The 20,886-nt window shown below is 65.4% G+C and carries 20 protein-coding genes; 17 read left to right on the forward strand and 3 right to left on the reverse strand.

The window, feature by feature from the left end:
• Window positions 1-150: 150 nt before the first annotated feature.
• From rny to hflX, 6 genes are all read left to right on the forward strand, one after another.
• Complete coding sequence (gene rny / locus GDJ97_RS04080; RefSeq protein WP_152069941.1) at window positions 151-1,701, forward strand: ribonuclease Y; 1,551 nt, start codon at window positions 151-153, stop codon at window positions 1,699-1,701.
• 6 nt (window positions 1,702-1,707) lie between these two features.
• Window positions 1,708-2,790: an ATP-binding protein gene (locus GDJ97_RS04085; protein ID WP_152069942.1), complete on the forward strand. Its 1,083-nt coding sequence runs from the start codon at window positions 1,708-1,710 to the stop codon at window positions 2,788-2,790.
• A gap of 74 nt (window positions 2,791-2,864) precedes the next feature.
• Complete coding sequence (locus GDJ97_RS04090; protein ID WP_152069943.1) at window positions 2,865-3,185, forward strand: stage V sporulation protein S; 321 nt, start codon at window positions 2,865-2,867, stop codon at window positions 3,183-3,185.
• 3 nt (window positions 3,186-3,188) lie between these two features.
• Window positions 3,189-4,547 (forward strand): tRNA (N6-isopentenyl adenosine(37)-C2)-methylthiotransferase MiaB, encoded by a 1,359-nt coding sequence (miaB, locus tag GDJ97_RS04095; RefSeq protein WP_152069944.1) that lies wholly within the window; start codon window positions 3,189-3,191, stop codon window positions 4,545-4,547.
• Window positions 4,544-5,485, forward strand: a complete 942-nt coding sequence (gene miaA / locus GDJ97_RS04100; RefSeq protein WP_152069945.1) for a tRNA (adenosine(37)-N6)-dimethylallyltransferase MiaA — start codon at window positions 4,544-4,546, stop codon at window positions 5,483-5,485. Before miaB ends, miaA begins: the two co-directional genes overlap by 4 nt.
• Before the next feature lie 3 nt (window positions 5,486-5,488).
• A complete protein-coding gene (gene hflX / locus GDJ97_RS04105; RefSeq protein WP_152069946.1) occupies window positions 5,489-6,778 on the forward strand; it encodes a GTPase HflX in 1,290 nt (429 codons plus the stop codon).
• A gap of 285 nt (window positions 6,779-7,063) precedes the next feature.
• On the opposite strand, the gene GDJ97_RS04115 is transcribed toward hflX, so the two are convergent.
• Window positions 7,064-7,807 carry a heparan-alpha-glucosaminide N-acetyltransferase gene (locus tag GDJ97_RS04115; RefSeq protein WP_226808813.1) on the reverse strand — a complete coding sequence of 248 codons (744 nt, stop codon included), beginning with the start codon at window positions 7,805-7,807 and terminating at the stop codon, window positions 7,064-7,066.
• A gap of 12 nt (window positions 7,808-7,819) precedes the next feature.
• Window positions 7,820-8,458: a transcriptional repressor LexA gene (gene lexA, locus GDJ97_RS04120; RefSeq protein WP_152069947.1), complete on the reverse strand. Its 639-nt coding sequence runs from the start codon at window positions 8,456-8,458 to the stop codon at window positions 7,820-7,822.
• 172 nt (window positions 8,459-8,630) lie between these two features.
• Between lexA and GDJ97_RS04125 the strand changes: the two genes are divergently transcribed.
• From GDJ97_RS04125 to dut, 3 genes are all read left to right on the forward strand, one after another.
• A complete protein-coding gene (locus tag GDJ97_RS04125) occupies window positions 8,631-9,071 on the forward strand; it encodes a LysM peptidoglycan-binding domain-containing protein (RefSeq protein ID WP_193221305.1) in 441 nt (146 codons plus the stop codon).
• A gap of 75 nt (window positions 9,072-9,146) precedes the next feature.
• A complete protein-coding gene (gene nrdR / locus GDJ97_RS04130) occupies window positions 9,147-9,590 on the forward strand; it encodes a transcriptional regulator NrdR (protein WP_152069949.1) in 444 nt (147 codons plus the stop codon).
• 6 nt (window positions 9,591-9,596) lie between these two features.
• Complete coding sequence (gene dut, locus GDJ97_RS04135) at window positions 9,597-10,040, forward strand: dUTP diphosphatase (protein WP_152069950.1); 444 nt, start codon at window positions 9,597-9,599, stop codon at window positions 10,038-10,040.
• Between the two features lie 123 nt (window positions 10,041-10,163).
• Here the strand turns inward: dut and GDJ97_RS04140 are convergent, their stop codons facing one another.
• The gene (locus GDJ97_RS04140) at window positions 10,164-11,411 is read right to left on the reverse strand and encodes a glycosyltransferase (protein WP_152069951.1); all 1,248 of its coding nucleotides are present in this window, start codon (window positions 11,409-11,411) and stop codon (window positions 10,164-10,166) included.
• 112 nt (window positions 11,412-11,523) lie between these two features.
• On the opposite strand from GDJ97_RS04140, the gene GDJ97_RS04145 reads away from it, so the two are divergent.
• From GDJ97_RS04145 to GDJ97_RS04180, 8 genes are all read left to right on the forward strand, one after another.
• Window positions 11,524-12,462, forward strand: a complete 939-nt coding sequence (locus GDJ97_RS04145; protein ID WP_152069952.1) for an NAD(P)/FAD-dependent oxidoreductase — start codon at window positions 11,524-11,526, stop codon at window positions 12,460-12,462.
• Window positions 12,463-12,611: 149 nt separating this feature from the next.
• On the forward strand, window positions 12,612-15,272 hold the full coding sequence (gene alaS, locus GDJ97_RS04150; protein WP_152069953.1) for an alanine--tRNA ligase: 2,661 nt from the start codon (window positions 12,612-12,614) through the stop codon (window positions 15,270-15,272).
• 23 nt (window positions 15,273-15,295) lie between these two features.
• The gene (ruvX, locus tag GDJ97_RS04155) at window positions 15,296-15,781 is read left to right on the forward strand and encodes a Holliday junction resolvase RuvX (protein ID WP_152069954.1); all 486 of its coding nucleotides are present in this window, start codon (window positions 15,296-15,298) and stop codon (window positions 15,779-15,781) included.
• Window positions 15,782-15,878: 97 nt separating this feature from the next.
• A complete protein-coding gene (mltG, locus tag GDJ97_RS04160) occupies window positions 15,879-16,994 on the forward strand; it encodes an endolytic transglycosylase MltG (protein WP_152070091.1) in 1,116 nt (371 codons plus the stop codon).
• Window positions 16,991-17,488 carry a YqeG family HAD IIIA-type phosphatase gene (locus tag GDJ97_RS04165; RefSeq protein ID WP_152069955.1) on the forward strand — a complete coding sequence of 166 codons (498 nt, stop codon included), beginning with the start codon at window positions 16,991-16,993 and terminating at the stop codon, window positions 17,486-17,488. The genes mltG and GDJ97_RS04165 overlap by 4 nt, the downstream gene beginning before the upstream one ends.
• 5 nt (window positions 17,489-17,493) lie before the next feature.
• Window positions 17,494-18,060 (forward strand): shikimate kinase, encoded by a 567-nt coding sequence (locus GDJ97_RS04170; RefSeq protein ID WP_152069956.1) that lies wholly within the window; start codon window positions 17,494-17,496, stop codon window positions 18,058-18,060.
• On the forward strand, window positions 18,057-19,151 hold the full coding sequence (locus tag GDJ97_RS04175) for a hypothetical protein (RefSeq protein WP_152069957.1): 1,095 nt from the start codon (window positions 18,057-18,059) through the stop codon (window positions 19,149-19,151). Before GDJ97_RS04170 ends, GDJ97_RS04175 begins: the two co-directional genes overlap by 4 nt.
• A 259-nt stretch (window positions 19,152-19,410) precedes the next feature.
• Window positions 19,411-20,541 (forward strand): Xaa-Pro peptidase family protein, encoded by a 1,131-nt coding sequence (locus GDJ97_RS04180; RefSeq protein ID WP_152069958.1) that lies wholly within the window; start codon window positions 19,411-19,413, stop codon window positions 20,539-20,541.
• Window positions 20,542-20,886 lie beyond the last annotated feature (345 nt).

A 20,886-nucleotide genomic window follows, 5' to 3' on the forward strand; every position in this document is an offset into this window, starting at 1 on the left:
ACATCATTTGCAAGGCGTATGCGCTCATCACAGATGAGCTTGATGATACAAATCCGGTTCCCGGGGATGACCATATTCCGGCAGATGCAGCGCCCGTCGAGAGACGGGTGCGTTTTGGTATGCACAGGAAGTCTTAAAGGAGTCACAACCATGGAAATCATTATCGGCATCGTCTGCCTCGCGCTCGGGGTCGTCGTCGCCGTGGTTGCCATGCGCAGCTCGAAGGCCAGCAGCATCCGTGAGGCGGACAGCAAGGTGCAGTCCGCACACGCCGAGGCTGAGCAGGTCGTGAGCGATGCACGGCGGGCCGCGGAAACCCTGAAGAAGGAGGCGCTGCTCGAGGCCAAGGAAGAGATCCTCAAGAACCGCCAGGCGGCAGAGGCCGAGGACAAGCAGCGCAAGGCCGAGATCCGTACCCTCGAGAACCGCGTCATGCAGCGCGAGGAGTCCCTCGACCGCCGCAACGATGTTCTGGACAAGCGCGAGCACCAGCTCTCCAGCCAGCAGGGTCAGCTCGACCGTCGCTCCCGCGAGCTCGACGACCTCTACGAGCGCCAGACGGCGGAACTCGAGCGCATCGCCGACCTCTCCCGCGAGGACGCCCACCAGGAGCTGCTCGACAACGTTCGCTCCGAGGTGACCCACGAGGCCGCGAGCATCATCCGCGAGTCCGAGCAGAACGTGCGCGCCGAGTGCCATAAGACCGCGCAGGAGATCATCTCCCTCGCTATCCAGCGCTGCGCGAGCGATCACACCGCCGAGGTCACCGTCACCTCCGTGCATATCCCCTCCGATGACCTCAAGGGCCGCATCATCGGTCGCGAGGGTCGCAACATCCGCACCTTCGAGCAGGTCTCAGGCGTGAACCTCGTCATCGACGACACTCCCGAGACCGTCGTGCTCTCGAGTTTCGACCCCGTCCGTCGCGAGACGGCGCGCGTGGCGCTTGAGAACCTCATCGCCGACGGCCGCATCCATCCCGCGCGCATCGAGGAGATGTACCAGAAGGCCGAGTCGCTCGTGAAGCAGCGCGTGCAGGAGGCGGGCGAGCAGGCCTGCTTCGATGCCGGCATCCACGACCTTCATCCAGAGCTCGTCAAGACGCTCGGCGCGCTCCGCTACCGCACCTCGTTCGGCCAGAACGTGCTGCGCCACTCCATCGAGGTCGGCGAGCTCGCCGCCATCATGGCATCCGAGCTCGGCGCCGATGAGCGCACCGCCCGCCGCGCCGGCCTGCTGCACGATATCGGCAAGGCCGTCGACCATGAGGTCGAGGGCCCGCACGCCACGATCGGCGCCGACCTCGCCCGTCGCTACGGCGAGAAGCCGGTCATCGTCCACGCCATCGAGGCGCACCACGGCGATGTCGATCCCGAGACCGTGATCGACGTGCTCGTGCAGGCCGCCGACGCCATCTCCGCCTCCCGTCCCGGCGCTCGTCGCGAGTCCGCCGAGAACTACATCAAGCGCCTGGAGAAGCTCGAGGAGATCGCGAACTCCTACGACGGCGTCGAGCGCACCTATGCCATGCAGGCCGGCCGCGAGGTCCACGTCATGGTCCAGCCCGAGAAGATCTCCGATGCCCAGTCCACGGTCCTCGCGCACGACATCGCGCACCAGATCGAGGAGGAGATGGAGTATCCCGGACAGGTTCGCGTCGTGGTGATCCGCGAGAGCCGCGCCGTCGATATCGCCAAGTAGGTGCCCATGGCCGAGACGAACGACCTCATCTCCTTCATCGCCTCCATGTCGGGTGAGGGAAACCTGCGCGTTGAGGAGAACCTCGGCGAGGGGTTCGTCCGCCTTCGCGTCTCCGAGGCCGAGCGTCGCCAGGCCAAGCACGATATCCAGCATGTTGAGGATATCGTCATCGAGATGCTGCGCAACGCCCGCGATGCGGGCGCGAGCAAGATCTATCTCGCCACGTCCAAGGAGGAGGGTGTTCGCACCCTCCTTTTCCTTGACGACGGGGCGGGTGTTCCCGCGGACATGCGGGAGCGCATCTTCGATGCGCGCGTGACCTCCAAGCTCGAGTCGATGAAGATGGACCGGTGGGGCGTGCACGGGCGTGGCATGGCGCTCTTCTCCATCCGCCAGAACACGCGGGTGGCCCGCGTGGTCGCCTCCGCTCCCGGGCTGGGTTCGTCGTTTCTCGTGGTTGCCGACTGCGAGGTGCTTCCGGAGCGTGCCGATCAGTCCACCTGGCCGCAGGCCGCTCGCGACGAGGAGGGTGCCTGGGCCTGTTCCCGCGGCCCCCATAACATCGCCCGTGCCGCCGCCGAGTTCTCGCTCGAGGAGCTGAACGGCTGCGACGTCTACCTCGGTACTCCCACCGAGATCGCCGCGACGCTCTACGACCACGCGCAGGGCAAGCTCGACGCGAGCCGTCTGCTTTTCATCGACGATGCCTCCGAGCTGCCCGTTATCGATCGCGTGGGTTCCGCAGCGGATGCCGAGGACCTCATGCGCATCGCGGGCTCCCTCGGCCTCACCATCTCCGAGCGCACCGCCCATCGGATCATCGCGGGGCAGATCGCCCCGGTGAGAAGCGTTGCTGCGCGGCTTCTCCGGCAGCGCGACCGCTCCGCCACGCCCAGCGCCGTCGACCTTACGCGCGACCGGCGCGGACTCAAGATCTCGCGTGACGACCTCTCAACGTTCTCCCGGGCCGTGGAGCGCGATTTCTCGACTCTGGCCGAGCGCTACTACCTGAATCTTTCCGGTACGCCCCGCATCCGCGTCACGCGCGACCGCATCACCGTGACGTTCGACCTGGGTCAGGAGGAATAGCCTGCTTGCCCGTCGGTCTCGCCGGTGATAGAGTTACCGCGTATGAAAAACGCAGCTTAAACGCAGGAGAACACGTGGAGTTCCTCAAAGTCTCTTCAAAGTCATCCCCCGCATCCGTCGCCGGCGCCATCGCCGGCATGGTAAAGGACGGTGTCCCCGTCAACCTGCAGTGCGTGGGCGCTGGTGCCGTCAACCAGGCCATCAAGGCGATCGCCATCGCGCGCGGGTTCCTCATCCCCATGGGTCTCGACATCTCCTGCGCCCCCGTCTTCTCCGATATCCTCATCAACGGAGAATCCCGGACCGCGATCAGGTTGTCGATCTACGTGCACCACCTTTCCGTCTCGAGCGTGGACCCCGATGCCTCCATCGGCGGCATGCGCGAGGTGGGGTAGGAGATGACGACGTCCACTCTTCGCGGCAAGACCTACTTCATCCGCACCTTCGGCTGCCAGATGAATCTGCACGACTCCGAGCGCGTGAGCGGGCTCTTCGATTCGCTCGGCGCCCTCGAGGTCGCGGAACCCGCTCAAGCCGATATCGTCGTCTTCATGACCTGCTGCGTGCGCGAGGCCGCCGACACGCGCCTCTACGGTCAGTGCAACTCCTGCAAGAGCCTGCCGCCCGCGCCATCCGGCACGCGTGTGATCGCGGTGGGCGGTTGCATTGCGCAGCGCGATGGCGAGGGGTTGCTCACGAACGTTGATAACGTCGACGTCATCTTCGGCACGCATTCCATCGCGCATGTGGGGGAGCTGATCGCGGACGCCTTCGAGCAGGGCGGCCGCCAGGTGCGCACCGAGGAGCACGAGGCCGTCGATGCCACCAGCATGCCCTGGCACCGTGCGACGAGCTACCATGCGTGGGTTCCCATCATGACGGGCTGCAACAACTTCTGCACCTACTGCATTGTCCCCTACGTGCGCGGGCGCGAGAAGAGCCGGCCCATGGAGCAGGTAGTCGACGAGGTGACGGGGCTCGTGCGACAGGGCGTGCGCGAGGTCACGCTGCTCGGTCAGAACGTCAACTCCTACGGGCGCGACCTCTTCGGCGAGCCGCGCTTCGCTGAGCTGCTGCGGCGCGTTGGCGATACCGGCGTGGAACGCATCACCTTCACCTCCTCGCACCCAAAGGATCTCCTGCCTGAGACCATCGACGCCATGGCCGAGCTTCCGGCTGTCATGCCCCATTTGCACCTGGCGGTCCAGTCCGGCTCCACGCGCGTGCTCAAGGCCATGAACCGACGTTACACGAGGGAGTATTACCTCGAGCTCGTAGACGCCGTGCGGGAGAAGGTCCCCGGCATCGCGCTCACCACCGACATCATCGTGGGCTTCCCCGGTGAGACCGAGGAGGATTTCGAGGAGACGCTCAGTCTGGCCGAGCAGGTCCGCTATGCCCAGGCTTTCACCTTCATCTACTCCAAGCGCGACGGCACGCCTGCCGCCAAAATCGACGATCCCACGCCGCGCGAGGTGATTCTCGGTCGCTTCGATCGCTTGGTGAAGGTCATCGAGTCCACGGCGTACGACTTCAACCAGGGTGCCCTGCACACCCGCGTGCCCGCGCTCATCGAGGGCTCCTCCAAGAAGAACGATCGCGTCCTCCAGGGCAAGAGCCCGTGGAACCAGACGGTCCACTGCCCGCTGCCCGAAGGCGCGCAGGTGGAGGACTATGTGGGCAGGATCGTTGACGTGGACGTCGACCTCGCGCGCACCTGGTACCTTTCAGGTCAGCTCGTCGGTGGGCCTCGATGACCGCTGGGGATTCGGATCCTCGCCCCTCGGTGCTGGCTGTCGTTGGTCCAACGGCGGTAGGGAAGAGCGCCGTCGCCGATGAGGTTGCCTGCCGTCTGGGCACCTCTGTGATCTCTGCCGACGCCATGCAGGTGTACCGCGGCATGGATATCGGCACGGCGAAGACGTCCGAAGCCGAGCGTCGGGCGCCCCTGTTGCTTGTGGATGTGGTGGAGCCTCGCGAATCCTATTCCGCCGCCTTGTACCAGCGGGATGCCCGTGCGGCCATCGATGCCCTGCTCGATCGGGGCGAGATACCGGTGCTCTGCGGCGGCACAGGGCTCTACGTACGCGCTGCCTTGGATGAGATGGCGTTCCCGGCAGGCGATGTTGAGGGGGCTGCGCGCGGTCGCTACCAGGAGCTTGCCGAGGAGCTTGGCCCCGCGGGCCTCCATGAGCTGCTCGCCCGGCGCGATGCCGCGAGTGCTGAGGCCATCCATCCCAACAATGTGCGGCGCGTGGTGCGCGCCCTCGAGATGCTCGATGAGGGGAAGAGCTACGCTGAGCAGAAGGTGGGGTTTTCCACGCCCGTGGCCCATTACCCGTATCGGCTTTTCGCCCTTACCCGCGATCGTGATCGGCTCTATCGGCGGATCGACGCACGCGTTGACGCCATGATGGCCGCGGGCCTTCTCGACGAGGTGCGCGGTTTGGTCGCCGAAGGGGTTGGTGAGGCGATTACCTCTCGCCAGGCGATCGGTTACAAGGAGATCATGGGTGCCCTTGCAGGCTCCTGCAGTCTGGACGACGCCGTGGAGGCCATCAAACAGCGCTCTCGGCGCTATGCCAAGCGGCAGCTTTCCTGGTGGCGGCGCGATTCGCGGACGATCTGGCTCGATATGGACGAGCTGGGCGTGGCGGGCGCTGCGGATGCGATTCTCGAGGGGTTGATGGGTTAGCTCATGGGTAGGTTCTCCTACATCGAGACCGCGCCCGTGCCCGAGCGCGCGCTGCTTCTTGGAATCGATCGCGCCTCATCGCCCTGGCCCGTCGACCGCTCGCTCGATGAGCTCGAGCGATTGGCGTATACGGCGGGAGCCGAGGTCGTCGCCCGCTTGACGCAGCGTCTGGACCGACCGGTGCCACGCACCTTCATCGGTTCCGGAAAGGTCGAGGAGCTGGTCGGCATGGTGCGCCGGCTCTCGATCGACGTCGTGATCTTCGACGACGAGCTGACTCCCTCGCAGCAATCGAACCTTGAGCACGCCGTGGGCGAACCGGTGAAGATCATCGACCGCACGGCGCTCATTCTCGATATCTTCGGGCGGCACGCAAAGACGCGCGAGGGCCGCCTGCAGGTCCAGTTGGCGCAGCTGCAGTATCTGCTTCCCCGGTTGCGGGGCATGTGGACCCATCTCGCCAAGGAGCAGACCCGCGGCGGTATCGGCAGCCGGTTCGGGCAGGGCGAGAGCCAGCTTGAGGTTGACCGCCGTATGGTCCGTAACCGAATCGCGGCGCTCCGCCGGCAGCTGGAGACGCTGGAACGACGCCGCGAGGTGCAATCCCGGGCCCGCGTGGAATCCCCGGCGTTCCGCATCGCGCTCGCAGGCTATACCAATGCGGGGAAGTCCTCGTTGCTGAACCGTTTAACGGGCTCGAGCGTGCTCGCGCAGGACAAGCTCTTCGCCACCTTGGATCCGACGACGCGCTCCCTTGCCCTGCCCGGTGGCCGGGTCGTTACCGTCACCGATACGGTCGGTTTCATCCAGAAGCTGCCGACCTCGCTCGTCGAATCGTTCAAGTCAACCCTCTCCGAGGTTCTGACCGCCGATCTGATCTGCAAGGTCGTGGATGTTTCTGATGATGACTGGAAGCGCCATCTTGCAGCGGTGGAATCCGTGCTCGCCGACATCGGCGCCGACGAACGCCGTGCGATCACCGTTTTCAACAAGGTCGATCTGCTTGAGCCCTCCGAGCGAATGGGGCTTGCGAGGAGCCACCCCGATGCCGTGGTGGTTTCTGCAAGCTCGGGTTTCGGCATCGACGAGCTCATGGAGCGATTATCTCGCGAGGCGTCGTCGGCGGACAGATTGCTCACGGCGGTCATACCGTATCGTGAGGGCGCGCTCCTTCAGACATTGCATGAGCAAGCGCTCGTTTTGAACGAGGAGTACCTGCCCGAGGGAACGCGCCTCGTCGTTAAGGCGGCCCCCCGGCTCGCAGCAGAGCTTGAGCGCTATCGGGTTCTGTAGGGTCGCAAGGCCTCGAATACGTCTTGGCACGCCTGGAGGGTTCGGTCGGTGCAGGTTCCTTACGAGGAAGTCGACGTCGAGCGTACGGATAGTGGGGACGAACCCGGGCAGGATCCCTGCTTCCCGGTAGGCGAATTCGGCCCAGGAGCCTACGAGAATCACGTGGTTCAGGCATCCAGCCTCTTTCAGGAGCGAGGTGATGCGCTCGAACGCGCGTTGCTTCATTCATCATGAAGCTTCACCTGAGTTGGGCGAGCGCGTTGAGAACGTCTTGGCGCCGAACGGCTAGGAGCCGAACACGATGTTCAGCGCCAAGAGGGCGAGCGGTTGATGTGCAAGGTAGATGAGCAGACTATGCCGCCCGATTGCTTCGAGCGGTGACACACGGCGGGCATACATCCATGCGGGGGCTCCTGTTCCGAAGTGCCTCTTGAAAAGGTTCGCGGCATATGACCCGGCAAGATACATGAACGTGAAGGGTACGAGCGGGTAGTAGTCGCCCGAGGCGAAGGTGGGGCTCGGGAATCCGAGCCAGCTGAGTCCCCAGACCTCATAGGCTCGATGCGGTACCTGCCAGGTGAGGGCAAAGAGCGCGAGCAACACGATAAGGGCCGGAAGGGGAGGGACGCGTTTCAGGACCGGTTCCGCAAGCGCGAAGATGAGCGTGCTCGCCGCCATGCAGAAGAGGATGCCGAAGTTCACCGGCGTATCCACGGCTGCGACCGTGGTGGCTATGTAGACCGTGAGCGCCGAGAGCCCGTAAACGCCGGCACGCTTGAAGTTGTCCCGTGAGTAGATCGTCATCCATCCCGCGAGGGCGAGGAATGTCCAGCTGATACTCGAGCGCCAGATCTCCTGGAACGGTCCCACCGTGAACCACGGCATGCTTATGCCGTAGAGATACGCGAGGTCGTAGGATGCGTGGAATGCCACCATGGAACAGATGGTGAGACCGCGTAGCGCATCGAAGAAGGGTATGCGGCGGTGCGCGGTCTCGGGCGTTGCCTGGTGTTCAGGGGCGTGCGACATTGCGAGAACCCGCTAGAACCGGCGCATGAGCGCGACGACCTTGCCGAGGATGGTCGGGTTGTCCGCGTAGATGGGCTCCATCGCGTCGTTCTCCGGCTGGAGGCGAACGCGGCCGCGCTCCTTGTAGAACGTCTTCACCGTGGCGTCACCGTCGATCATCGCCACGACGATCTCGCCGTTCATGGCGGTCTTCTGCTCGCGTACGACGATGTAGTCGCCGTTGAGGATGCCTGCGTTGACCATCGAGTTGCCGTGGACCTCGAGGACGAACGAGCTCGCATCCGTGGCGATCTCGGTGGGAAGCGTGAAGGTGTCCTCGATGTTCTGCTCGGCCAGGATGGGAAGACCTGCCGCGACGCGGCCGACGAGCGGGAGCGCCACGGTGCCGTGCGGGGTCGCGTTCGCCGACTCCGTGGGCTTGGTGGAGGTGCCGTCCTCGTTAAAGACCTCCAGCGCGCGCGGCTTGGAGGCGTCGCGCTTGATGAGTCCGCGCTCCTCGAGAGCAGAGAGGTGCGCGTGCACCGTGGAGGGGGAGGAGAGGCCGACGGCGCTCGCCATCTCGCGGACGCTCGGCGGGTACCCGTTCTCCTTCTGATACTCCTTGATGTACTCGTAGATCTGCCGTTGGCGCTTCGTGACCTTGCGCGTCATGGTCGCTCCCTTCAAGCGTTGACGGACTATGCAAACAATTGTTCGAAATCTGATTGACAGGAACAACTGTTCGAAGATAATGATACACGAACACTCGTTCCGGCGCTAGAGAAATATGTCCGCGCCGCATCGTACGCTTTCACCGTCTAAACGTTTGGAGAGGAGTAAGAACATGAACGCTTCATATGCCATCGAGGGAAACCTCGCACTTGCCCTGCCTGCGGCTCAGCCTGCATCCGATCCCAAGCCGCATTTCGTCGTTGTTTCTGTAGGGAAGACCCAGCCTGCCTTCCTTCGGGTACACCAGGGCGGTTTCGTCCAGCATGCCCGGATCCGGCACGTTCTCATGTTCGGCATCGTGTTTGCCGTTCTCGCGGCAACCTGCGTCACGCTCGCCCTCCGCTTTGAATTTCATGCAGCTGCCATCGCGAACGCTACCTACGAACGTATCGAGGTGCACTCGGGTGATTCCCTCTGGGGTATTGCCGAGGATCACGGTATCGACGGGTTGACCACCGCCGATGTCGTTGAGGCCATACGGCAGCGGAACGACCTTTCTTCGGGTTCTCTGAATCCAGGGCAGATGCTCTCGGTTCCCGCCGTCGCGCGCTGAGTTCCGCGGTTTTGCCGCTCTACTCACTCGCGTGGTATTCTTGCCACGTTGCGAGCGGCTAGATGAGGAGGATGCGTGTACTGCCCTCAATGTGGAAGGGAGAACACCCGTGTGGTCGACTCCCGTATGCAGGAATCTTCGAACGCTATCAAGCGTCGTCGCGAGTGCCGGGATTGCGGGTATCGGTTCACCACCTTCGAGCGCTGCGAAGATCCGATCGAGGTGCTGAAGAGCTCGGGTGCCACCCAGCCCTTTGACCGGGGAAAGCTTCTCGCCGGTTTGATGCGCGCAACGTCGAAGCGCGATATCGACGTCAAGAGCTTGAATGAGCTCATTGACGATATCGAGCGCGAGCTGCGCTCCCGCACCCGTACCACGGTCACGTCCCACGAGATCGGCGACATGGTGCTCAAACGACTCGAGTCCCTCGACAAGGTCGCCTACATCCGCTTCGCATCCGTGTACCGTGACTTCAAAGATATCGATGAGTTCGTGAACGAGCTCGATAAGCTGAGGTGATCCATCGTGTCCCAGGTGAACGTCAACATCAAGCGCCTCGATCCCGAGGTTGAGCTTCCGCGCTACGCCTACGAGGGCGATGCCGGGCTCGATATCCGCGCGAACGAGTCGGTGGATATTCCGCCCCACGAGCGCGCGCTCATCTCAACCGGGCTGGCAATAGCTCTACCCGATGGCTATGCCGGCTTCATGCAGCCCCGCAGCGGCATGGCGCTCAAGCGCGGCCTCTCCATCGCCAACACCCCCGGTCTGATCGATGCGCACTATCGCGGCGAGCTCAAGGTCATCGCGGTCAACCTCGATCCACGCGAGACCGTCCATATCGAGCGCGGCGAGCGGATCGCACAGCTCGTGATCCAGGAAGTGCCCCTGGTGAAGCTCATCGAGGTCGACGAGCTCGATGAGACGGACCGTGGCGAGGGCGGCTTTGGCTCCTCGGGTACGCGATAGGAGCCGAACTCACTTGTAGGGCCGTTCACCCCATCTGTTCGATGCGATGGGCGGCACGTGTTCGGAAGCGTGCGGATTCATCGGTCGCGCATGGAGCCGTCTCCCTCATGAGGCCGCATCCGCCTACCGAATATGCGCAGGCTTTCCGCCCCAATAGAATTCGGCGAAGTGGCGCTCGCGCTCGCGCGGCACCCCCACGAGCTTCATCGTCGCCTCCACGATGTCCTCTGAGGCGCGGGGGCGGCGCAGTCCGTCGGCGTTCACGAGCAGCGCGTGGAGCGCTTCGGGGTTGCCGTGCAGGTGATCGAGCGTCGAGACGAGCTCGCGCGCCGTGGTGGCGTGCATGCTCGCGCCGAACGAGGTCAGCATGGTGGTGTTGGCCTTCTCCTGTCCGTATGATTTGCCCAGGAGCACCATCGGCAGGCGGGCGCAGAGGCATTCCGTCACCGTGAGACCTCCCGACTTCAGGATCGCCAGGTCGGAGGCGTGCATGAGCGCCGCCATGTCGTTCACGTAGTCGAAGACCGATACGTTGCCGAGCTTCATGCCGGCGAAGAGAGCCTTGAGGTTGTCGGAGTACTCGGTGTCGCGCCCCGGCAGGAACACGAAGTGCATGTCGTCGAAACGCCTGAGGAAGGGGATGGCCTGCTCGATTTCGGCTCGAAAGCGCACGTAGGGTTGGGGAAGGCTCGCGCCGGCGAAGATGAGCACGATGCGTTTGTCGGCGGGGAGGTTGAACTCCCGGCGCGCTTCTTGACGGTCCGCGGCCAGTTCGAATCCGTGTCGCACGGGGATGCCGGTGATGGCGATATGGTCCTCGGGCACCTTGCGCGGGCGGAGCGTCTCGGCCATGAACTCGGTGCCCACGCAGAAGAGGTCGCATTCGAGGTGCGGCCACCAGCCCTCGATCTCGTAGTCCGTGGGCACGCAGACGATGGGGTACTCGATGCCTGTGATCATGCGGGCGCCCACGGCTACGTTGGCTGCGGTGATGTGTGTGCAGATGATCGCGAGAGGGCGCTTCTCGGCCACATAGCGGTTGAAGGAGGGGAACATCACCTTGGACCAACCGGTACCGCCGCCCCAGAGCAGGCGTCCGGTGAGCACGTAGCGCCATGTCCAGTCGTAGATGGGGCGCGTGGCGCCGGTGAAGGACGCCGCGGTCTTGTTGCCGTCGATGCGCACCCGGCCGAAGTCGAGGATGTCGAGGACCTCGACATCCGCATCTTCGGGGACGCCGGCCTGCCCGCGCATGCGCTCGACCGCGCTCGCGATGGCCATCGCGGCAGCGCGGTGGCCGGAGCCCACGGACGCGTGCATGACGGTGATGAGGGGTGCCGGACGCGAGGAATCGCTGCGGCTTGTTGCCATCGGTAGCTCCCTGGCGAATCGACGGACGAATCAAGTATAGGATTATAGTACTCAACGGTTGGATGGTTGGGTACCAAGGGTGTGATTGAATCTATCGAGAAGGAGATGAACCATGGAACAAGGAAACGAGTGCGAGCTGCTCATCGTCGGCGGAGGCCCGGCCGGATACGCCGCCGCTCTCTACGGTGCGCGCGCGAGTCTCGACACGGTCGTGCTCGAGCAGGGCATGCCCGGAGGTCAGATCGCCACGTCGGACGAGATCGATAACTATCCCGGCATCCCGCATATCGGCGGGGCCGAGATCGGCCAGCGCATGCAGGAGCATGCCGAGGAGGCCGGCGCGCGGACGGTCTACGGCATGGCCACGGCCATCAGTCCCGCGGAGATTGGGTTCTCCGTGCAGCTCGGGGACCGAAGCATCACCGCTGGCGCCGTCGTTGCCGCCATGGGTGCCACGCCCCGCCCGGGAGGTTTCGAGGGCGAGGACGCCTTCCGGGGCCGCGGCGTCTCCTACTGCGCCACCTGCGACGGCATGTTCTATCGCGGCAAGCGCGTCTTCGTGATCGGCGGCGGCAACACCGCCGTGGAGGAGGCGCTCTACCTCTCGCGCATCGCAGATCGCGTGACCATGGTCGTCCGTCGCGATGAGTTCCGCGCCTCACGGGGCGCCGTCCAGCGCCTGGGGGAGCGGGGTAACATCGATGTGAGACTCCTCACGAGCATCGTCCGCATCGAGGGGCAGACCTTCATCGAGCGCATCGCCTTTCGCGACAACCGTACGGGGGAGGTTTCCGTTGAGGCCTTCGACCCCGGCTCGGTGGGCATCTTCGTCGCGACCGGCCAGGTCCCCCAGACGGAGCTGGTGAGCGGGCTCGTGGACCTCGCTCCGGACGGCGGCATCGTCACCGATGATGCCATGGCCACGCGCACCCCCGGCCTCTTCGCCGCGGGCGATATCCGCTCCAAGGGGCTTCGCCAGGTGGTGACCGCCGCCGCGGACGGCGCCATCGCCGCCACTTCCGCGTACCGCTATCTCGAGGGTCGTCTTTAACTGGCCGTCCAGGCCGGCAATCCGAGAACCGCCCTCTCTGAGTCCCTCTTCTGCAAATTCACTGGAATGGCCCCTCGCGTCGTCGTGAACGGCGCGGGGGCTTATACTGTTCGGGTTCAAAATCACGATTCGCATCCAGGGAGAAGCGCATGCCTGCTGACTTTCCTTCCATGACCACCGCCGAGATCCGCTCGGCCTACCTCAAGTTCTTCGAGGACCGCGGCTGCAAGCTGTACCCCAGCTCCAGCCTCGTGCCCGACGATCCCTCGCTGCTCCTCGCCAACGCCGGCATGAACCAGTTCAAGGAGTACTATCAGGGTAAGAAGACCATGAAGGAGATCGGCGCGTGCTCCTGCCAGAAGTGCGTGCGCACGAACGACATCGACGTCATCGGTTCCGATGGCCGCCACCTCTCCTTCTTCGAGATGCTCGGTAACTTCTCCTTCGGCGGCGTCTCCAAGGAGCAGGCGTGCTCCTGGGCCTTCGAGCTCATCACCAAGGTCTTCAAGCTGCCGGTGGAGCGCCTCTACTTCACCGTCTTCACGGAGGATGACGAGACGCACGACATCTGGCGCTCCCTCGGCGTGGAGGAGGACCACATCTCACGCCTGGGCGAGGACGACAACTTCTGGGCCGCCGGCCCCACCGGCCCCTGCGGCCCCTGCTCCGAGATCTACTTCGACCAGGGCGAGGAGTTCGGCTGCGGGAGTCCCGATTGCGCTCCCGGCTGCGACTGCGACCGCTTCCTCGAGTTCTGGAACCTCGTGTTCACCCAGTACGACCGCCAGGAGGACGGCTCCATGCCCGAGCTGCCCCACCGCAACCTCGATACGGGCATGGGCCTGGAGCGCATGGCGGCCATCATGCAGCACGCGAGCTCCAACTACGACGGCGACCTCATGCAGGGCCTCATCGCCCTCGGCGTGAAGATCTCCGGCAAGGCCTACGACCGCACGAGCTACACCGGCGCCTCGCGCAGCCTGCGCATCATCGCCGACGCCGCCCGTGCGGTGGACTTCCTCATCGCCGACGGCGTCCTGCCCGGCAACGAGGGCCGCGGCTACGTGCTGCGCCGCCTGCTTCGCCGCGCGGTGTTCCACGGCCGCCTGCTCGGCATCGAGGGCGCGTTCCTCGGCCAGTTCATCGACGAGGTCAACGAGCTCATGGGCGACGCCTACCCCGAGCTCCGCGCGAACAGCGCGCTCGTGCACGGCATCGTGAACGCCGAGGAGGAGCGCTTCTCCGCCACCCTCGAGCAGGGTCGCGCCACGCTCGACGAGGCCCTCGCCGCGCTCGCCGAGGGCGCCGTGCTCGACGGCGGCACCGCCTTCAAGCTGCACGACACCTTCGGCTTCCCGATCGACCTCACGGTCGAGATCGCCGGTGCCGCCGGCCACGAGGTCGACATGGACGGCTTCAACGAAGCCATGGCCGAGCAGAAGGCCCGTGCCCGCGCCGCCGCCGAGGGCGACGCCTGGGGCTCGTTCAACGACGTGTGGACCGAGCTCTCCGACAAGCTGCCCGCAACCGTCTTCGACGGCTACGACAACGATTCGCTCGATGGCGCAAAGGTCCTCGCCATCGTGCGCGAGGGTGTTTCCGTCGAGCGCGCCGCGGAGGGCGAGGAGGTCGAGGTCGTGCTTGACCGCACGCCGTTCTACGCCGAGATGGGCGGCCAGGTGGGCGACACCGGCGAGCTCGTCTCCGCCGGAGCCCGCCTCGCGGTGACCGACACCAAGGGCCATAACGGCCTCTACGCGCACGTGGCCCGCGTCGACTCCGGCGAGCTCTCCGTCGGCGACGAGGTGAGCGCCTCGATCGACGCCCATCGTCGCGAGCTCATCCGTCGCAACCACACGGCGACCCACCTGCTCGACGCCGCGCTGAAGCACGTGCTCGGTGAGCATGTGAACCAGGCTGGCTCGCTCCTCGACGACGAGCGCCTGCGCTTCGACTTCACGCACTTCGAGGCCTGCACCTCCGAGCAGCTCGAGACCATCGAGCGCCTTGTGAACGACGAGATCTTCGCCGCGAAGCCCGTCGTCACGAGCGTGATGGGTATCGAGGAGGCCAAGGCCTCCGGCGCCACCGCGCTCTTCGGCGAGAAGTACGGCGACGTGGTGCGCGTGGTCTCCGCCGGTACCGAGGACCAGCCGTTCTCCCGTGAGCTCTGCGGCGGCACGCACGCCCGCAACACCGCCGAGCTCGGCCTGTTCAAGATCGTCTCCGAGTCCTCCACGGGCTCCAACGTACGCCGCATCGAGGCAGTGACGAGCCTGGGCGCCGTGCGCTTCCTCGAGGAGAAGGGGCGCGTGCTCGCCGAGGCGGCCGCGACCCTCAAGTGCCGCGACGAGGAGCTCCCCGCGCGCATCGAGGGCCTCAAGGGCGAGGTCCGTGAGCTCAACCAGAAGCTCAAGGCCGCGCTCGTGGGCGGAAGCTCCGACAAGATCCAGTCCGCCGTCTCCGATGCCATCGACCTCGGTGCCTACCGCGCGGTCATCGCTCGCATGGACGGCCTTGCTGGCGGCGAGCTGCGCGACGCGTGGGACGCCATCCGCAACAAGCTGCAGGGCGCCGACGCCGCCTGCGTGCTCGCTTCCGCCACGCCTGATGGCAAGGTGGCGCTCGTCGCCGCCGCGACCGACGGCGCCGTGAAGGCCGGTTTCAAGGCGGGCGACGTGATTCGCCAGGTTGCTGCGTACGTGGGCGGTCGCGGTGGCGGCAAGCCCGCCATGGCCCAGGCCGGCGGCAAGGACGCTGCCGGTATCGACCGTGCGCTCGACGCGGCCCGCGAGCTGCTGCGGGCCTAGCCGGCTCGGCCCGCTCCCAGGACATGGTCGCGCTCGCGCTCGACATAGGGGAGGTCCGCATCGGAATCGCGGCCTCCGATCGCTCCGGCCGCGTCGCGGCGCCGGTGAAGGTGTTGCCTGCGGCCGAGGTTGAGGCTGTGTCCCGTAGCTTCCGGACCATCCTCGAGGACTATGAACCCGATATCCTCGTCTGCGGGCTTCCGCGCACGCTCGCCGGCGAGGAGGGGCCCCAGGCCGCTCGCGTGCGCGACGTCGCCCGGCGGGTGGCGGAGCAGACGGGGATTCCCATCGCGTTCACCGACGAGCGCCTGTCCTCAGCCGAAGCCAAGCGTATCCTGCGTGCCGAGGGTTTGTCCGAGCGCAAGATGCGCGGTAAAGTCGATATGATCGCCGCGTCGCTCTTCCTGCAATCGTGGCTCGACGCTCGAGCGGAGCGGAGCGGAACGGCTGACGGCCGTCCCTGTCCCTCCCTTCACGAAAGGACCGACCGTGGCGAACGGATACCGTAAAGATGAAGGCCGGGTAGCCGGTCGAAGTAGTCGCCCCGCGGGCGCCCGGCGCGCTGCCGGCGCGCGCTCGCGTATCGGCTCACACAGCGCCGTGCCTATGAAACGTGCCCGTCGCACGCCTACCGGTGCCCCGGTGGCGCGAAGGAACGCCACGCGCAGAAGGCCCACGCGCCCCGCCGCCCCCGCCGCCATCATCATCAGCTCCGTGCTCGTCCTCGTTCTGGCGGGTATCGCCATCTTCGTGGTGCCGCCGATCCATCGCGCGGTCTTTGGCTCCGGCGTCGCCTCCGGCCAGGAGGTGAGGGTGACCATCCCCGACGGTTCCGGCGGAGACACCATCGCCGGCATCCTCGTCGGCGCTCACGTGATCGAGGACCCCAAGGATTACTACGCTGCCGTCACCGCGCTCGGGGCGGAGCAGTCCATCAAATCCGGTTCGTACCAGTTCACGACCGGCCAGGATGCCGAGTCGGTGGTGCGTCAGCTCATGGAGGGGCCGAACGTCAGCGGCCTCAAGGTCACCGTTCCCGAGGGGCTCACCGTCTCCGAGACTGCCGCGAAGGTCCAAGATGCCCTGGGCGTGTCCGCGGACGATTTCATCGCCCAGGCCAAGGCCTCCACGTACGCCGCCGATTATCCCTTCCTCGACGGTGTGGCGCATGACGGCTACGACACGCTCGAGGGCTTCCTCTGCCCCAAGACCTACACCTTCGAGAAAACGCCCACGGTCGATACCGTCATCCGCGCCATGCTCGACCAGTACGCCAAGGAGTACGCCGCCCTCGACTTCTCGGGTGCGGAGAGCCTGATCAAGAGCCGCTACGGTCTGGACATGAGCGACTACCAGATCCTCATCATGGCCTCGATCGTGGAGCGCGAGGGGCTTACCGACGAGCAGCGCTTGAACGTCGCCTCGACCTTCTACAACCGTATGCGCGACGGCATGGCGCTCCAGAGCGACGCCACCCTCATGTACGAGACCGGCGGCGAGGTCACGGCATCCGACATCCAGACCATCGAGAGCCCCTACAACACGTACAAGAACTCCGGGCTCACGCCCACGCCCGTGTGCTCGCCTTCCAAGAACTCCCTCAAGGCGGCGCTCGCACCCGCCGACACCAACTACCTGTACTTCTACATCACCTCGGATAAGGCCGTCTTCTCCGAGACCTACGACGGCCACCTGGCCGCCATCGGGGAGAACAGCCAATGAGCCTTCTGAGTCCTACCCGCTACGTCGCCCGCGTCGAGCTGATCGACCTCGACGCGCTCTTCGCCTCCGGTAAGCGTGCCATCCTCCTCGATCGCGATAACACGCTCGTGCCGCGCGACCGCACTACCGCACCCGATACCGTCGCCGCATGGCTCGACCACGCCCGCGAACTCGGCTTCGAGCTCATCATGGTCTCCAACAACATGCACCGCGACGAGGTGGCGTGCTCCGCGGGCGAGCTCGGCATGGACTACATCTGCGGTGCCATGAAGCCGGCGCCCTTCGCCATCCGCTCCGGCATGCGGCGCCTGGGTGCCGAACCCGCTGAGTCCGTGCTCATCGGCGACCAGCTCTACACCGATGTCTGGGGCGGCAACCTGGCGGGCATCGATACCATACTCGTGCGCCCGCAGACCACTGTGGACCTGTGGTACACGCAGATCTTCCGTATCTTCGAGCGCCGCGCGCTCAGGAACCTGCCGTGCGAGGAGTGAGCGCGGTGGCCGAGGGTACCCTTGAGGATCCATCCGTCCCCGACCGGGTGGAGAAGCGCGGACGCGATCACATCTTCTTCGTCGGGTTCCACGGGGCGGGTAAATCCACGTTGGCGAGAAACCTGGGCGGGATGTTCAACCGCCGTTACGTGGATACCGACCGCCTGGTCGAGCGCCGGGCGGGGATGTCCGTGGCGATGATCTTCGAGTCCCAGGGAGAAGCGCGCTTTCGGGAGTTCGAGACGGCGGCGCTCGCCTCGCTCCGCGTCGAGCGGAGCCTGCTCGTCTCCTGCGGGGGCGGGATCGTCGAGACGCCGCGGAACATCACCCTGATGCGCGAGATGGGCTACTGCGTCTACCTCGACGGGGACCTCGACGACAGCCTTCGCCAGATCAGGCGCAGCGATACACGGCCCGACCTCGTGTCCGAGTCGCACGCTGCCCGCCTGCTCGAACGCCGCCGCCCGCTCTACCGACGCGCGGCCGATTACGTAGTGGATATCCGCGGCAAGAGCTTCACCGAGGTCTCGTACGCCGTGGCCGAGTTGCTATTGGAGCGTGGTCTTCTATGATCAGACGCAAGCTCATCAACTATGCGCAGGGTAGCTGCGACTTCCGTATCGGCGACGGCGCCTTGGAGGACCTCTCCAAGTTCGCTAAGTCGCTCGTCGCCGTGCCCCGCAGCGCCGTTCTCGTCACGCGGGCCGACCTGGCCGCCGGTCCCGCCGTCGCGGTCTCGCGCGGCCTGGCCGACGCCGGCTTCACGGTCCGGGACCTCTCGCTTCCCGCCGGGGAGGACGTCTGCACCGCCGCGTATGCCTTCCAGCTGCTCGAATTCCTCGAGGGCATGGCGCTGACCGCCGACGACCTGGTGGTTGCCGTGGGCGACGCGGAGGTCCTCGGCGTCGCCCAGTTCTGCGCCGGCATCTGGTGCGGGGGCACCGCCTCTCTGCTCGTGCCCACGACGCTCGATGCCATGGTCACCTGCGCCACCGCCTCGCGCGGGCTCGCCGTGGGCCCCTCCGAGCAGATGGCCTGGCTGCCCGCCCGTCCCGGCATGACGGTCTGTGACCTCTCCTTCGTGCGCGAGGCTAGCGCCGAGGAGAACCGTTTGGGTTACGTTCAGCTCATCGCCTCCGCCATGATGCAGAGCCGCCGCTCGTGGGAGCAGCTCGCCGAGAAGCTGTCCGACATCCTAGCCTCCGACGAGCTCTCGCTCATCGAGGCGGTGAACGACGCCCAGACCTCCCGCCTCTCCGTCGTCAAGGCTCCGAGCCTCTCCGGTAAGAGCGCGCTGCTCTACGGCGAGACCACGGCCCGCGCCCTGCGCTCCCTTCTCGGCCCCGAGGCTCCCTGGTGGCACCTCCTCGCCGAGGGCATGCGCTTCGAGGCGCGCCTGGGCGTGGAGGCCGGCAAGCTCGATGCGGACGACATGTTCGACCAAGACGACCTCCTGGACGAGGTCGGCGCCGAGGAGCTTCCCTTCGACGTGGCCCCCGAGGCGTTCATCGAGGCGCTCCGCGCCGCCCGCTTCAAGCGGTCCAACCGCTTCATGCTCGCCATCCCCCAGAGCGTGGGCACCGTGCGCCTGACCGTGCTCGAGGAGGACGTGCTCGAGCGCCACGCCCGTGCGTACGTGGCCAGCAGGGCGGAGCTCCTGTAGCGTTCCGCCGCGGTCCCCGGACGACCTCTCCGCCTTCTTGCGAGACCGGAAATCCCTCCAGCGAACCCGCAGGAAACGTATGAGCGAACACGTGCCCGGCTCTCCCAGCGAGCACCGGGCCGCGTTCGTTTCCTGGAGTTCGCCGGAGGGATTTCTCAGTTCGGTCGAAAGGCTCCGCGGCCGTCCAGGGTCCGCGGCGGCACCTCCGGGAAACTCGTATTAGAATCGTGGACGTCATTGTCGTGGAAAGGACTTTACGATGACCGATCAACTCGTAGGACCTGCCGGCCGCATCGCTCGCGTGCGCGCCCTCATGGAGAAGCGCGGCTACGACGCCGTCTGCGTGCGCGACGAGGCCAACCTGCGCTGGCTCACGGGCGCCCAGGGCGTCTTCGACTACACGGGCGAGTTCCCGCACGCGGCGCTCATCACAGCCGATGCGTGCCTGCTGCACACCGATTCCCGCTACTTCAACTCGTTCATCGAAAAGCTGCCCGAGGGTACGCCCTGGAAGGTGGACATGGATGAGATGGAGATCCCCAAGTGGGTCGCCAAGCACGCGGCTACCGCCCGCGTTCGCGTGCTCGCCGTCGAGGACGACATGCAGGTAGCCTTCTACCGCGGCATCGAGCGCGCGGCCGAGGACCTCTCCGTCGCGCTGGCGCTGCCGCTTATGCACCACGATATCCAGCTCATGCGCGCCGTGAAGGACGCCGAGGAGATCGAGCTCATGAAGCACGCGCAGTCTATCACGGACGCGGCGTTCCAGCACATGCTCGGCTTCATCAAGCCCGGTCTCACCGAGAAGGAGATTCGCCTCGAGCTCGAGAACTACATGTTCAGCCACGGCGCCGACGCGCTTGCCTTCGGCTCCATCGTGGCCGCGGGGGCGAACGCCGCCAACCCGCACGCGGTGCCGAGCGACTACGTGGTGCAAAAGGGCGACTTCGTGCTCATGGACTACGGCGCGGGCTATCACGACTACCGCTCCGACATGACGCGTACCGTCTGCCTGGGTGAGCCGAGCGCCAAGCAGCGCGAGATCTACGACCTCGTGCGTCGCACCCACGAGGAGTGCGCAGCCGCCGTGCACGCGGGCGTGGACGGCCATGACATCCACCTGCTCAGCAAGAAGATCATCGGCGACGCCGGTTACGGTGCCTTCTACGGTCACGGCCTCGGGCATGGCGTGGGCATCGACATTCATGAGAAGCCCATGTTCGGCCGTGTCTCCAACGAGGTGAAGGCCGGTGCCGTCATCACGGTGGAGCCAGGCGTGTACCTGCCGGGCGAGTTCGGCGTGCGCCTGGAGGACTTCGGCCTTGTCACCGAGGACGGTTACGAGCCCTTCACGCAGTCCCCGCACGAGCTGCAGATCATCGACTGTTAGGATCTTCGCTTTTCTACCTCGGGCCGCTCACCATCCGGTGGGCGGCTTTTTTATATGCAAAGTTGCAGGTAGATGCTTGTAGACAGGTTTGGTTGACAACTCTGTCGGCCTTGTTGACAGACGTATCGTACGCGTATTCACATACTCGAGGTGACTGAAGGCCGAATAGCTGAAAGGAGGCAATGGATTAGTACGTAAGACATCGATAGTTTGGAGATCGAAATGTCGATGAGTAGGAAGCCATTCTCACGCGAACGGCAAGAGCAAGGTGTATCGGAAAATGGTCAGTTCCGTTGTTTATCGGAACGCATTCCGAGCAGTTCGCGCCTAGGTCATCTCAATGTA

The sequence above is a fragment of the Collinsella sp. AK_207A genome (genome assembly GCF_902501965.1).
Taxonomy (GTDB): domain Bacteria; phylum Actinomycetota; class Coriobacteriia; order Coriobacteriales; family Coriobacteriaceae; genus Collinsella.

Excerpts from the sequence above, each read along its gene's own strand:
- hflX (WP_152069946.1), top strand. The coding sequence starts at position 5,489 with ATGGGTAGGTTCTCCTACATCGAGACCGCGCCCGTGCCCGAGCGCGCG.
- alaS (WP_152069953.1), top strand. The coding sequence starts at position 12,612 with ATGCCTGCTGACTTTCCTTCCATGACCACCGCCGAGATCCGCTCGGCC.
- GDJ97_RS04140 (WP_152069951.1), bottom strand. The coding sequence starts at position 11,411 with ATGGCAACAAGCCGCAGCGATTCCTCGCGTCCGGCACCCCTCATCACC.
- ruvX (WP_152069954.1), top strand. The coding sequence starts at position 15,296 with ATGGTCGCGCTCGCGCTCGACATAGGGGAGGTCCGCATCGGAATCGCG.
- lexA (WP_152069947.1), bottom strand. The coding sequence starts at position 8,458 with ATGACGCGCAAGGTCACGAAGCGCCAACGGCAGATCTACGAGTACATC.
- GDJ97_RS04085 (WP_152069942.1), top strand. The coding sequence starts at position 1,708 with ATGGCCGAGACGAACGACCTCATCTCCTTCATCGCCTCCATGTCGGGT.
- GDJ97_RS04125 (WP_193221305.1), top strand. The coding sequence starts at position 8,631 with ATGAACGCTTCATATGCCATCGAGGGAAACCTCGCACTTGCCCTGCCT.
- miaB (WP_152069944.1), top strand. The coding sequence starts at position 3,189 with ATGACGACGTCCACTCTTCGCGGCAAGACCTACTTCATCCGCACCTTC.
- miaA (WP_152069945.1), top strand. The coding sequence starts at position 4,544 with ATGACCGCTGGGGATTCGGATCCTCGCCCCTCGGTGCTGGCTGTCGTT.
- GDJ97_RS04165 (WP_152069955.1), top strand. The coding sequence starts at position 16,991 with ATGAGCCTTCTGAGTCCTACCCGCTACGTCGCCCGCGTCGAGCTGATC.
- GDJ97_RS04145 (WP_152069952.1), top strand. The coding sequence starts at position 11,524 with ATGGAACAAGGAAACGAGTGCGAGCTGCTCATCGTCGGCGGAGGCCCG.
- GDJ97_RS04180 (WP_152069958.1), top strand. The coding sequence starts at position 19,411 with ATGACCGATCAACTCGTAGGACCTGCCGGCCGCATCGCTCGCGTGCGC.
- mltG (WP_152070091.1), top strand. The coding sequence starts at position 15,879 with ATGAAACGTGCCCGTCGCACGCCTACCGGTGCCCCGGTGGCGCGAAGG.
- rny (WP_152069941.1), top strand. The coding sequence starts at position 151 with ATGGAAATCATTATCGGCATCGTCTGCCTCGCGCTCGGGGTCGTCGTC.
- GDJ97_RS04175 (WP_152069957.1), top strand. The coding sequence starts at position 18,057 with ATGATCAGACGCAAGCTCATCAACTATGCGCAGGGTAGCTGCGACTTC.
- GDJ97_RS04115 (WP_226808813.1), bottom strand. The coding sequence starts at position 7,807 with ATGTCGCACGCCCCTGAACACCAGGCAACGCCCGAGACCGCGCACCGC.